The organism is Poritiphilus flavus, from assembly GCF_009901585.1.
Classification (GTDB): Bacteria; Bacteroidota; Bacteroidia; order Flavobacteriales; family Flavobacteriaceae; genus Poritiphilus; species Poritiphilus flavus.
Genome location: NZ_WXYO01000005.1, coordinates 299,079 through 312,239 on the forward strand (window position 1 = coordinate 299,079; position 13,161 = coordinate 312,239).

A 13,161-nucleotide genomic window follows, 5' to 3' on the forward strand; every position below is an offset into this window, starting at 1 on the left:
ATCAGGGGTTTACTTTAAGGGAAATCTGCATTACAGTCCCCTCCTTACTCGAAGTAAGCACTTTGATCCTGCCCTTGTGGTACTCTTCCACAATTCGTTTCACCAGCGAAAGCCCTAGCCCCCATCCTCTTTTTTTTGAGGTCACCCCGGGATTGAATATAGTTTGGTAATCACTTTTCGGGATCCCGTGGCCGGTATCTGAAACCAGTACATTGACATACCGGCCTTCAGGTACGATCTCAATGGAAATACTTCCCTTGCCTTTCATAGCATCTATGCCGTTCTTAACCAGATTTTCAATGGTCCAGTTATACAAAGAACTGTTTAAAAGAACCGGAAGTTGGGTCACTTTGGAATCGAAGGTGAAATGGATCAATTTGGAACTGCGCAGTTTTAGATATTCGTAAGCGCACTTGGTTTCTGCTACAATGTCTTTTTTTTCAAGTTTAGGTAGCGATCCGATCTTTGAGAATCGTTCCGTAATGGTTTGGAGTCTGGTAATATCTTTCTCGATTTCCTGGCTGATCTCAGGGTTGATCTCTTCTGCTTTCAGCAATTCGCTCCAACCCAGTAAGGAAGTCAGAGGAGTTCCAATCTGATGAGCGGTTTCTTTGGCCATTCCGGCCCAGAGCTTATTTTGTTCCGAAGCTTTATTCGTTTTAAAGAAAAAGAAGATCACAGCCCCAAAGAGAAATATGATCAGCATCAGGGCAATAGGATAGTATTTTAGCTTATTGAGCACCTCTGAATTCCCGTAGTACAGCGTGGCCAGGTGCTCTCCCTTATAATCTATGGAAATTGGGGTGTTTTCAGCACCGAACCTGGCTATTCGGCTCTTGATATAATTGGTGTCCTGAGCCTCTTCCTCCGGTATATTATTGGTTTTGGTAGATCCGTCCTTGTTGACCAGGATCATAGGGGTAGAGGTGTTGTTTTGGAATATCTTTACGTGTAGGTTCCCCAGATCACGGTCTTCCGAAGACTGTAGCAGCTCCGATTGGGCGGTGGCCCAGATCTCCATTTTGTGCCGCTCTTCTTCCTTAAATTTTTTAAAAAAACTATTGGTATTCCACAAAATAAGACTTACGATAACAAAAGATGCTATCAGCAAAACAAGGTTGGAAGTTTTCCTTTTCGAACTAAAGTTCATCCAATGGCTTAATAGACCTTAAAGATAACTCAATTTGGGCTAAAATGTTGTATTGGACCTCTCTCGAAAGGTTTTAAATAGCTCACAATTTATGTACCTTTACCGCCTATGAATAAAACCATTTCTATCGTTCCTTCGGAGCTCTCAACAGGAGAATTACACGGCTATCTGTTAGGGGCGGTAGGGCCCAGGCCAATTGCTTTTGCAAGTACCATCAGTGAATCCGGGGTTCCCAATTTATCACCCTTCAGTTTCTTCAACGTTTTTAGCGCGAATCCCCCCATTCTGATCTTTTCCCCTGCCAGGCGTGTAAGGAACAACACCACAAAGCACACCCTGGAAAATGTTATGAATACCATGGAGGTGGTTATCAATATTGTGAACTATGACATCGTCCAGCAGATGTCGCTCTCCAGTACAGAATATCCGGAAGAGATCAATGAGTTTGAAAAGTCCGGGCTTACCATGCAGGAATCAGAACTGGTAAAACCTTACAGAGTTGCGGAATCTCCGGTGCAGTTTGAGTGCAAAGTGACCAAAGTGGAACCGCTGGGGGAAGAAGGGGGTGCAGGGAACCTGATCTTTTCCGAAGTGGTCAAAATGCATATACACCAGGCTGTCTTAAGCGAAAATGGCGGGATTGATCAACACAAGATCGATCAGGTGGCCAGGATGGGAGGAAATTGGTACAGCAGGGCCAGGCTCGGAATGTTTGAAGTTCCCAAACCGCTTTCCACACTTGGAATTGGCGTAGATCAAATCCCTGAACAAATTAGATCCAGTAAAGTTTTAACCGGGAACGACCTGGGCTTATTGGGCAATATAGAACAACTTCCCAGTCAGGAGGAAGTAATAGCATTCAAGGAGTCCTTCGTTGAGATCAAAGAGCTATTAGATGCAACTGATGAAATTAGCCTGCATCGAAGAGCCCAGGAATACCTGAACGAAGGAGAAGTGCTTTCTGCCTGGAAATTATTACTGGCTGCAGATACCATCTGACAATGAAAGGATTAAAGCGAATACAGCTATTTGAATTTGAAGACTTTGAATGGTTTCCAGGATGGTTACGGTCTTGTATGACCAGGCTCATCGTAATACTCCAGAGTATGATCCGCACGGATCAGGCCATAGCTGTACTCATAGCCAGGGTGTATAAGGAGAAGGGTATAATGCCTATCGTAGATCTGGGGTCCGGTGCAGGAGGGATGATGCCGGATGTTCTTGGGTTACTCAAAAAACAGGGATACGATTCGGCCACACTATTGATGACAGACCTGTATCCCAATGAACAGGCCATAGCAAAATTCAACGGAAAGGAAGATCCTTCCGTCCGTTATTCGGAACAATCTGTAGACGCCACCAACATGAGGCAAAGCCCGGAAGGCCTTAAAACCATGATGAACAGTTTTCATCATATGAGACCTGAGCAGGCCAAAAAGATACTTGCAAGCGCCAAAGATGCCAGAACTCCACTCCTGATCTACGAAATGGGAGAAAACAAAATGCCATTGTTCATTTGGTGGTTGTTTTTACCGCTTTCACTACTGATCCTGATGATCATGGTGCTGTTTATGACACCATTTGTTAAACCGATGACCTGGCAACAGCTCATTTTTACGTATCTTATACCCATTATACCAATCTGTTATGCCTGGGACGGGCAAGCTTCAATGCCCAGAATGTACGCTCTCAAAGACATCGACATTTTGCTGGAGGATTTGCATGGCAATGACTACAAATGGGAACACGGTGCGGCATTAAAACCAGACGGAAAGAAACAGGGAACCTACATTTTAGGACTACCCGTAAATTAAACTATAGAATTTTAATAATTAAACTAAAGAGGATTGATGGAATTACAGGGAACAATTAAGCTGATAGATGAAACTAAGACCTATGGCAACAATGGCTTTAGAAAGAGAGAAATGGTAATTACAACGGAGGAGCAATACCCACAGCATATTTTGATTGAATTTATACAAGACAAATGCGACCTGCTGAATAATTATAAGGTTGGGGAACCTGTAAAGATCAGTATCAATATCCGGGGACGTGAATGGACAAATCCTCAGGGAGAAGTAAAATATTTTAACTCCATTCAGGGGTGGCGTATCGAAAAACTTCAGGAAAGCGGAACAGAGGAAAACATGCCGCCCGTTCCGCCCATAGAGGCTTTTGAGCCTGCGGATGAACTCAATGAGGAAGATCACGACGACCTTCCGTTTTAAGCCGGGGTTCTGGCAGCTTAACAATGCATTAGCGGCCTCGGAGTTTGTGACTTTAGAGGCCGTTTAGTTGTGGAGCCCGTAGGGTGTAACTAAAAGTAGGCGTATGAAATTGACCAGGCTAGTAGAGGATATCTTCAGAAAATACCTGCCTTCCCCATTCACTATTGCCGTACTGCTAACGGTCCTGACACTGTTACTGGCCCTTGCATTTACCGAAAATACTTCCGACGGAAACCATCTGGTATTGCTGCTGTCCTTTTGGGAAGCCGGCATCTGGAACAATGGTTTGTTGGTTTTTGCATACCAGATGATGCTCATATTGGTGCTGGGGCATGTGTTGGTCTTGAGTCCGCCAATGGAAAAGCTGATCCTCAGGCTAACAGGCCAGGTTACCAATTCCGCCAACGCCGCGGTGCTGGTTGTGCTGTCTACGATGCTGGTAGCATTTTTTAATTGGGGCCTGGGCCTGATCTTCGGCGCGATTTTGGCTAGAAAGGTCGGGGAATATGCCCAATCTCAACAGATCCCGATAAACTATCCCCTGGTAGGTGCCTGTGGTTATGCCGGTCTCATGGTGTGGCATGGAGGGATAAGCGGTTCAGCCCCCATAAAGGTTTCTGAGGCAGGCCATTTAAGCGACCTGATGAAGAATTTTTCCGACCCTCAGCTTTTGGCGCAACTGCCAGATACCATTTCTACCTCGGTTACGGTCTTTAGTTCCTGGAACCTTATCGTTTTTGCCGTAGTAGTTATACTGGTCTCCCTGCTTGCGTACAGACTGGGAAAAACTACCAAAACAGAGGCTTTCAGGCTAACGGCTTACCAGTTTCAGGAAGATAAGCATGTAAAGGTAAAAGGGGCAGAAAGACTGGATCGATCGAAACTTTTTGCCATTGGTTTTGGATTGCTCATAATCGCGGCCTTTAGCCTGCAATACTCCGGAATGTTGAGATCTCTGAATATTACCCCTAATATGCTGAACTTTTTTATGCTCGGCCTCGCTATAATCCTTCACGGTAGTTTCAGGAGGTTTCTGCTGGCAGTGGAAGAAGCCATTGGGGATACCGCCGGAATTCTGATCCAATTCCCACTCTACTTTGGCATAATGGGAGTGATGGGCAATAGCGGAATGATAAGTGGTATATCGGACTTCTTTGTCTCTATCTCCAATGCAACCACTTTACCGATATTTACCTTTTTTAGTGCCGGATTGGTCAATATCTTTGTACCTAGCGGAGGCGGACAATGGGCAGTACAGGGTCCTATGGTCCTGGAATCAGCAATGCAGCTGCAAGTTCCCTTGCCCAAGGCTATAATGGCTTTGGCCTATGGAGACCAGGTGACGAATATGCTTCAACCCTTCTGGGCTTTACCCCTACTGGGGATTACCCGGCTTAAGGCCAAAGAGATCCTGCCTTATACACTGCTGTTTATGTTGGTTGGTGTTATTGTCTATATTTCCGGCCTCTTATTGATCTAGGTCGCATCATTGAATGGAGAATGAAGAAGAAAAGTAATCCTATCACGTTTTTGTCAGACCGACTCGAATTTCCACCGGTTGAGAATGCCGATTCTGAGGGCTTGCTTGCCTTTGGCGGGGATTTGAGCCCGGAGCGCTTGATACTGGCTTACAAAAACGGCATATTTCCCTGGTTTAATGAGGATTCCCTGATACTCTGGTGGAGCCCGGATCCGAGGATGGTGCTTTATCCGGATCAGATCAGGATTTCCAAAAGTATGCGAAAGGTACTCCGGGACGGAACGTTCAGGCTTACAAAAAATACCGCATTTCCACAGGTACTTGAGGGATGCGCCACAGTTAGCCGAAAGGGCCAACAGGGCACATGGATCACTGAAAAAATGAAGGAAGCCTATATGACCTTACATGAAAGGGGAGTGGTACATTCCTATGAAGTTTGGCAGGGGGAAGAGTTGGTGGGAGGTTTGTACGGTGTAGATCTGGGACATATTTTCTGTGGGGAAAGCATGTTTAGCAAGGTGGATAATGCTTCCAAATATGCCCTGATACGGCTTGCGGAGCATCTGAAAACCAAAAACTACAAATTTATCGACTGCCAGCTATACACTGCACATTTGCACAGCCTGGGTGCCGTTGAAATACCACGGTCAGAATTTATACGAATACTAAAGGGAGATCACCAGGGAGCTTAGCAGGAAAAGTACATCTTGCCGCTCCTGGGTAAAATCTTCCCAGCGGTATTCCACTCCGGTCTGCAAACGGGTTTTTTGATTTAACAGCCAACCCAATTGAAATGTAAGGCGTTCATCCAGCTGTGGGCTCTGCGCTTTGGCCACACTTAACAGGCTTTCCAGGCTTGCTATGAAGTAAGCTTCACCCACATCGAGTTTTTCTCCCTGTAACGGACGGTCCAGAGCAAACCGATACCGGAATCTATGCACCGTGAGTGACTCAAAGATCCTTTGCTCCGTTCTCAGTCGATGTCCAAATCGGATTATATTGGGTTTTTGAACGAGATTGTATTGTTGTGTAAGCCTGAATTCATTGCCGCGGTCCTTTTCAAAAAGCTTCCGGAAACGGTATTGCAGTCCCAGGGCAATACTCTGGTTATCCCTGATTTTTAACTTGGAGAAATGGGCGAGGTCCAGTTGCCTGCCCCGAAATACTACGGCTTCATCTTCAAAGATGAAGTTGCGGTTGGTGAGACTAAAGTTATGGGAATAGTTGGTTGCTACCCCGTAGTTAACACTAAATTGAGGCTGCCAGTAAGCCGTAAGTCTCTCCTGTCCACGGCATAAGCCGCATACCCAAAGTAAACCAAAAAGTAAGAGACTAGGCTTAGTACAGTACATGGTCATAATTTGCAGGCAGGGATCTTCTTAGTTTCAGGAAGTTCCCTGAAGCATCAAAAAGTATCTCGTAATCCTGGTATTCCTCCTCCTGTTTTCCCGAAATAATGAATTCATAATTAAGAGTTGGTAGCAGAAGATTTTGAAAGGCATTTTTTAAGGTGATTTCTGGGTTTTCCCCAGGAGATGCCACATATTGCTGTTGTATCTTACGAATGCGGAATTTCTTAAAACTTTGACGCAAGTAGCTGTTAATTTGGTTCAGACTCTCATTGGGAAGGTCTATTTCACGGATAAGGATCTCAATGTCTTCCAATTTACCTGCTTCACTAAACTCCACGCTGTATTTTAGCCTGTCTTTTTTAAACTTTACCTCATAGCTTGTTCTGTTGCTGTCTATCTCCTTGTAAAATCGGATCTTTTTGGCGTTTTCTAGCTTTTCTTTGAGAAAGTCCACGGCCTGCTCGGGAAATTGGGATTTTTTGATACGGAATTCACGTTCTCGTTTCACCTGGGGAACTGTCTTGTCCTGCGCAACCATTGTTCCGCCGTATAAGAATAAAAGTATGAGTATAGCTATAGTCTGTTTCACTGATGTAAGTATAAGTTAAAGTTTAAGATCAAGTTCAAGAAGTGGGTTTTAAGTGTTGAATTATAAGTTTTCAAGTTACAAACTTGTATAGTCAGGAACTGATTGCTGCCTGCAGATCTCATCCTCCGTAGCTTTAGCGAAGGAGGACTGCCCACTGCAAATTGTTTACTGACAACCTGTTGGCGCGGATTTCCACCAGAGGCGGACAAGGTGCAATCCGTTCTTCTTCTAGCTACCGAGAGATTGTATCTCGTGGTCATTCCAAACTTACAAAAAACTAAAACCAGTTAGTCAGGATTTGTAATTCGGGCGCATTATTCCTTTTTGCTTCCCCAAAAAGGAAAACAAAAAGGGGACTTTTTGGATAGTCATTTTTAAAGAAGAGCTTTAAAACTGGAGCCAATCTTCTAAATCGGCTCCAAGCTCCTTCGCCGAAGTAGCTCGGCTACGGAGGCTGAAAGGTTTCGCCGATTCTTAACTAAGTCTGTCTCCTATGCTGCCCAAAAAGAGGGTTCTTAATCAAGGTTTTTCATTAGATTTAAGCCGAAGGTTTTAGGAAATAGCGGTGCTGCCAGCGGAAGTGCGTTTCGCCACTTTGCTTTGGAACCCCAATTTTTAAGCTAACTAAGTTAGGCGAAAAAGGTGATGTAGGGTTAGCAGTAGCCGTGGTTTTGCAATACGGGCATTTCATTTTTTCCATGCCCTAATTTAGAACACAAGGCTGTATTAACTGCCCATTCTACGGGCTATAATCTATTCCTTTCTTTTGGGTATCTCATTATATCCATAAAAGTAAAGGCTAACCATTAGGTTAGCCTTTGATAATCATTTGTTTATAATTTAAGGTTTCGTCATGCTCTAATTTGGAACATTACCCTATCTGGTCCTTACCAAAACTTCCAAAACGGTTTGATAACCTTTTTCTTATATTCTTTTAATTGTTTCAAAGTATCATGCTTTGTTTTATTTTTCTCAAAATCTCTAAAATCGATATCTAAAATAGACCCGGCTCCGCCCCATATATTGTTCGAATTGTAATTTTTTTTAAATATTTCTAAATCATCTTTTTCAATAGCATAAATTAGATTCTTAATCTCCGATGAATTTCTAGAAAAACCTTCTTCATTGAGTAGAGAATTTAGCTTTTTCAGCCCAATTATTACTTCTTTTTTATCTCTGTCCACTTAAAAATTCACTTTAAATATTTGATTTGGACTCCATCTAACAGTATTCCAGGAGTTTTTTATTATAAGTTCCGGAACTAACCGTCCGAAATTTCCGTGCGCCGGAATTGCCATTCTAATTCCAGAAATATTTTTAATCTGAACAGATCCTCTTATCATTAGGTTTCCAGAATTAACTCTTAATCCTTTTGTAGGAAGTCCTGCAAAATTTCTGAATGTACCTCCATATAATCTTGGGTTTATAAATGTCCATGAATTTCCAAATCTACCAGCACCCCCACCATATACTCGATAAACTGGTATTGAAGTACTCCCCATATTGCCTAGGGCAGCCCCTAAGTTCCTCAATAGGCCAGCACCTAGAAAGACAGGAGAGCTAAAGTGCATAGGTTCTGCCAAACCAGATCTCATGAAAGCCCTACGACTATTGTTTCCGTGTTTCAATCCATTTCCGTAAGATAACAAAAAGTCGTAGAATCCATCCACGGTTGATCGCGAAGCCATAAAACTTAGATAAGCATCATAACTTCCTTGTATTTCCATTGAACCATTATCCCATCCCCCTATATATCGAGAAAGGTTCTCAGCAACAGGTCTAATAATTTTGGCATATGCATGACTCGTATACCATCCAGATTCTGAGCCAGAAACCCCGCCAGCGTGGTAAAACTCCGTAATAGTGTGTGAGTCTTGACCCGTTTCCGACCTTAAAGGCAATTCCTTTGTCCTTGTCTGTCCTTCTTTGGGACATTCGTCACAATCTACACTTCTACCATTGCTTCCTGAGAACGTACCATCGCCACTATTTGTCCATTTGGTGGAACCACTCCCAGAATTGTTCCAAATATCATTTATCAACGACTCTGCATCGGCACCTGAAGGGTCAGACCAATAAATGGGACTGTTATCAAAGGCATTGTAGGCAGATTGTGAGTGGTGTGTTACCGGGTCAATTGATGTAAACCTTGCCGTGGCTGGGTCGTACTGCCTAAAATCCATCTCCATCATATTGTACCCAAGAGATTCCTCCCTCTCAACGCCATTGTACTCGAACGTGTGGTCACGGCCATTCTGAGCAGTACTATACCCTTGGTGCTTAAGCCCAAAAGGATAGTAGTTGTTAATCTCTCGGATCTCAGTGGATGCCGTAATGATTCCGTCACCATTGTCATCGCCATAGGCCAACCGAATGTTCCCCAAATGGTCTTTGTACTGGTAGATATAATCATAGCCCCCACTACCATCGGGCTCTAGATAGCCTTCAGGCTGATTAAGGAAATGTAGGTTACCCAGCTCATACACGTAGTTGCCCGCTTGGCCAACGCGCCGCCTGGCCTGTTCGCTAAAAATACCCACCGGGTATTTTCTTAACGCTCCATCCTGTCACAGAACTTACCGAAGGTTGCTCCACTACCTTGCGTAGTTTTACCCCCGTGGCGTCATAAATATATGTAATCTTTTTCTGATCGCTGTTATCAAACTTTATTTGTATAGGTAGGTTTAAATGGTTGTAGCTGATCCCATCTACACTGCTGGTGCCAATACCTTTGTTCAGGTCTCGGACCATATTGCCGTTGGCATCATACCAATAGTCCTGGCTGTCAGCTGTGCTGTCCTTGAAGCCATAACTGTCGTTCCCATCGTCCCGAACCTTGTAAAGCTTGTTACTTAGCTCGCTGTTGTGGTAGTCATAATCCAGCACATCCATATTACCAAAGGAGGTGGCCCCGGTATTGGTATGCCCCTTGCGGGTGAGAGATAAGATGTTCCCGTTCTTATCGTAAGTGATATTGGAAGTGGAATAACGGTGAGGCTGTGAATTATCCCCAAGGTTAAAAGCGGCCAGTTCCAATCGGTTCAGGGCGTCGTACTCATAGCGATACCGGCGCAAGATATTGTCATTGGCCGTTTTCCAGGCGGTCTCAGCGATATTACCGTTGTAAAGGGGCGCTCCTCCGTATCGGGGTTTTGCTACAGCTATTTGTCTATTTAGATTTTAGGTAGATGTCCACACGGATTTCAAGTCCTTGCTATCTGGTTTTATGAATTACTAACTCTTTGGCCTTTGTTTTCAGGCCACCAGTCTCAGACCTGTCTGCCAAAAGGTAGACTGGCGGTAGCGGGGATCGGTTAAGGTTCATATATTTGTCTTGAACCGTAATTTACAGGCATTTATAACCGTTTAAATCTAGTTCTATGATGTCATTTGACAAGAGTATCGCTTCTTTGAGGAAGGAGCTTAAAATGTCCCAAACAGACTTGGCGAGCCAACTCAATACGTCCGTCCTCGTAATCTCCAATAATGAGCGTGATGTGATAACCTTTTCCGTGGACACCGCCAAAAAACTGGAAAATCCTCTCAATACCTCTGTCGGTTACCTATTGGGCGAAAACGACAATGCGGAACTTTACAAAAGCCCTGAGATGCTTAAACGGCTTTGGGATATTTCCGAGTTCAAGGAAGAGGACAGGAAGTACATCCTCTATACCCTTGATGCCCTTATCAAAAACGTAAAACTTAAGTCCATAGGTTAAGATGAAGTATCTAATTTTCCTTCTTGCTCTGTTCGTACTTAGTTGTAATTCACAAGCAAAAAACTGCTCTGACTTTAGAACGGGAACTTTTAAATATTTAGATAAGAGCTTAGATCATATTACTATTACACGTAATGATTCTATTCAGGTCGAATACAATAGTAAAGATGATATAACCATTATAACCAATGTTGAATGGAAATCTCGATGTAGGTATATTTTAACATATATAGATGTTACTAATTACGAATATCGAGATGAGATCATTGGTAAAAAAATATATGTGAAGATTCTCGAGACTGATGGTGAAACTTATGTTAGCCAAGTTTCCAGTAGCACTACAGAGTTAAAAACTACTATGATAAAGATAAAACAGTAGCCTTCCCTAGGATCTAAGGAAGGCTAACTTTTCCATTCCCATTTAATTTTTCAACTTCTTTTTTAAGATACGATTAGCTATAAAAAGTGCAATTGTTATTGAAAAAAAAATTAAGGCCGTTCTGTTTATGTCTTCTATATTTCTTTTCTCTCCGTAGTCTCTTAAAATATAATTTATGAGAATAATAATATCGGTCATTACTAAGACGACCAAAAAATAATATACTATTTTAGATATCGTTCTAAGAGCCATCATTGATTTTTATAATTTTCTTCTTAGGTTTAAGTCTACCTTAGTATTATCTTGAGCTTGAACTCGAAAGAGCCTAGGATCTTGTCTAGTACTACTTTGTCGCCTTGTGCTTGGACTCTGAACGGCTGACCTTACTTGACTTGAAACAAAATCAACTCCCTTTCCTACTGCCTTTTGAACTGTCTTGTTGCCACTGATTTTCATGTTAGGAATAAATTCTTTGACTTTATCGGTAGCAACTGAAAATGAAAAGTCAACTGCAACATCGGTCATATCTTTGTTTATACCTCCAATTTCAACACCACCCTCTGATGTTACATCAACCGTTGAAGCAACAAGAGTTTCAATTGCTTTTTCCGTTACTTTACCTCCAGGGATTAATTTGGATGTGGCAAGATCTAGAGAAGCATCGAACAGATCAGCATCGCCCGCACCCTCTGTTAAAGCTGAGCCCACGTCAATATCTTCGCCTGACAAACCTTGTTCTGCAACATTAAAAGCAGTTTGAACACCCACTTGTTTCAGCAAGTTTTTTGTGATAGCTCCCTTGGTGAACAAAGCATCGGCCACCAAACCTGTAGCAATTGCGCCTCCCCCAGCATTAGCTTTGTGGATTTCCAGAAACTCTTCCTTAGTTATCTCTCCACCTAACAACTGTCTATTCCATCTATCTTGATTCAAATCTGCCGAACTTTCCAATCCTTCTAATTCAGCTGCGTGGATAGGTTGGTTCGATGAGAACTGATAGGTTGTCATCCAAGAGTAATCCTCTGCCAAGGGATCCAATTGCCAGAACCTGCCAATTGAGGGGTCATGAACCCTATACTTCCATTCATAGACATCTAAACTTAAATCTTCGTTCAGTTCCTGTCCTTCAAATTTCCATTTTTGTGCTGTACTATTACCACTTGAAGATATTACCTCATTATACCCTTCATGTATCATGCCATAAGGGTAAAAATTCGACTCTTCGATTATCTCAGAAGAAGGGTCTATACTTCCATTCCCATCAGCATCAGTATAGCTTAATCTCACGTTACCTATATTATCAACATATTGGTAAACATAATCATAATTTCCTGAACCATCAGGTTGTACATAACCTTCTGGGTTGCTGAAGAATTGAAGGCTTCCATTTTCATAGATAAAACTTCCAGCATAGTCCGTTTTAGTAGTTACACTCCCTTCGGTCTTTGTCTTCTGCAACTTTATGCCCTCTGCATCATATATAAAGTCGATTGTACCGCTATTGGAGCCACTTACGGTTATTTTCGTGGGAACGTTTAGGTAGTTGTAATCAATATCGGTAATCCCCTTATTGGCATCGGAGGTCAAATTGCCATTAGCATCATACCAATAGTCCTGGCTGTCAGCTGTGCTGTCTTTGAAGCCATAACTGTCGTTCCCATCGTCCCGAACCTTGTAAAGCTTGTTACTTAGCTCGCTGTTGTGGTAATCATAGTCCAGCACATCCATATTGCCAAAGGAGGTGGCCCCGGCATTGGTATGCCCCTTACGGGTGAGGGTCAGGATGTTGCCGTTCTTATCGTAGGTGATATTGGAAGTGGAATAACGGTGCGGCTGTGAGTTATCCCCAAGGTTAAACGCAGCCAGTTCCAATCGGTTCAGGGCGTCGTACTCATAGCGATACCGGCGTAAGGTATTGTCGTTGGCTGTTTTCCAGGCGGTTTCCGCGATATTGCCATTGTAAAGGGACGCACCCCCGTATTGGGTATCATTGTAATTGATCCCAAAAGCAAACAGATCACTGCCCAAACTGGAAGGATCATTGATCTGTTTGAGCCAGCCCCGGACATTGTATTTGCATTTAACTTCCTGAGTCCCTGAGAGTAGTTAAATTCTGAAAAATATGTGTTTTTCCCTATTCTATTTCCACAACATTACGTCTTTCTCTTGACTGCACGAGCGTGACGTTCGCGCTAGCGGCGGGAAAAATTTCCAGCAGAGGAAACGTGTCGTCCAATTGCAAGTGAAGGGTAAGCTCCGCATTG

13 protein-coding genes are annotated in these 13,161 nt (G+C 43.1%); 6 read left to right on the forward strand and 7 right to left on the reverse strand.

Annotation, left to right across the window (positions count from 1 at the left end):
- Position 1: 1 nt before the first annotated feature.
- Complete coding sequence (locus GTQ38_RS11620) at positions 2-1,150, reverse strand: sensor histidine kinase (protein ID WP_161435689.1); 1,149 nt, start codon at positions 1,148-1,150, stop codon at positions 2-4.
- A gap of 108 nt (positions 1,151-1,258) precedes the next feature.
- Here GTQ38_RS11620 and GTQ38_RS11625 point away from each other — a divergent pair, with 108 nt between their 5' ends.
- The 5 genes from GTQ38_RS11625 (at position 1,259) to aat (ending at position 5,550) form a co-directional block, all read left to right on the forward strand.
- Positions 1,259-2,149, forward strand: coding sequence for a flavin reductase family protein (locus tag GTQ38_RS11625; RefSeq protein ID WP_161435690.1), 891 nt, complete (start codon positions 1,259-1,261; stop codon positions 2,147-2,149).
- 2 nt (positions 2,150-2,151) lie between these two features.
- Positions 2,152-2,964, forward strand: a complete 813-nt coding sequence (locus GTQ38_RS11630) for a hypothetical protein (RefSeq protein WP_161435691.1) — start codon at positions 2,152-2,154, stop codon at positions 2,962-2,964.
- 36 nt (positions 2,965-3,000) lie between these two features.
- Entirely contained in the window at positions 3,001-3,378 is a 378-nt protein-coding gene (locus GTQ38_RS11635; protein WP_161435931.1) for a DUF3127 domain-containing protein, read from the forward strand.
- Between the two features lie 103 nt (positions 3,379-3,481).
- Entirely contained in the window at positions 3,482-4,858 is a 1,377-nt protein-coding gene (locus GTQ38_RS11640) for a short-chain fatty acid transporter (RefSeq protein ID WP_161435692.1), read from the forward strand.
- Between the two features lie 20 nt (positions 4,859-4,878).
- Positions 4,879-5,550 carry a leucyl/phenylalanyl-tRNA--protein transferase gene (gene aat / locus GTQ38_RS11645; RefSeq protein WP_161435693.1) on the forward strand — a complete coding sequence of 224 codons (672 nt, stop codon included), beginning with the start codon at positions 4,879-4,881 and terminating at the stop codon, positions 5,548-5,550.
- Here aat and GTQ38_RS11650 read toward each other — a convergent pair.
- The 5 genes from GTQ38_RS11650 to GTQ38_RS11670 all read right to left on the reverse strand — a co-directional run bounded on the left by GTQ38_RS11650 (position 5,524) and on the right by GTQ38_RS11670 (position 9,874).
- Entirely contained in the window at positions 5,524-6,210 is a 687-nt protein-coding gene (locus GTQ38_RS11650; protein ID WP_161435694.1) for a DUF2490 domain-containing protein, read from the reverse strand. The genes aat and GTQ38_RS11650 overlap by 27 nt on opposite strands.
- Positions 6,197-6,799 carry a hypothetical protein gene (locus GTQ38_RS11655; RefSeq protein ID WP_317169069.1) on the reverse strand — a complete coding sequence of 201 codons (603 nt, stop codon included), beginning with the start codon at positions 6,797-6,799 and terminating at the stop codon, positions 6,197-6,199. Before GTQ38_RS11655 ends, GTQ38_RS11650 begins: the two co-directional genes overlap by 14 nt.
- Before the next feature lie 887 nt (positions 6,800-7,686).
- Positions 7,687-7,983 carry a hypothetical protein gene (locus GTQ38_RS11660; RefSeq protein ID WP_161435695.1) on the reverse strand — a complete coding sequence of 99 codons (297 nt, stop codon included), beginning with the start codon at positions 7,981-7,983 and terminating at the stop codon, positions 7,687-7,689.
- The gene (locus tag GTQ38_RS11665; RefSeq protein WP_161435696.1) at positions 7,984-9,285 is read right to left on the reverse strand and encodes an RHS repeat-associated core domain-containing protein; all 1,302 of its coding nucleotides are present in this window, start codon (positions 9,283-9,285) and stop codon (positions 7,984-7,986) included. It abuts the gene before it with no gap.
- A 40-nt stretch (positions 9,286-9,325) separates the two neighbouring features.
- The gene (locus GTQ38_RS11670) at positions 9,326-9,874 is read right to left on the reverse strand and encodes a hypothetical protein (protein WP_161435697.1); all 549 of its coding nucleotides are present in this window, start codon (positions 9,872-9,874) and stop codon (positions 9,326-9,328) included.
- Positions 9,875-10,179: 305 nt separating this feature from the next.
- On the opposite strand from GTQ38_RS11670, the gene GTQ38_RS11675 reads away from it, so the two are divergent.
- Positions 10,180-10,518 (forward strand): helix-turn-helix domain-containing protein, encoded by a 339-nt coding sequence (locus tag GTQ38_RS11675; RefSeq protein ID WP_161435698.1) that lies wholly within the window; start codon positions 10,180-10,182, stop codon positions 10,516-10,518.
- Between the two features lie 640 nt (positions 10,519-11,158).
- Here the strand turns inward: GTQ38_RS11675 and GTQ38_RS11680 are convergent.
- Complete coding sequence (locus tag GTQ38_RS11680; RefSeq protein ID WP_161435699.1) at positions 11,159-12,925, reverse strand: RHS repeat domain-containing protein; 1,767 nt, start codon at positions 12,923-12,925, stop codon at positions 11,159-11,161.
- Between the last annotated feature and the right edge of the window lie 236 nt (positions 12,926-13,161).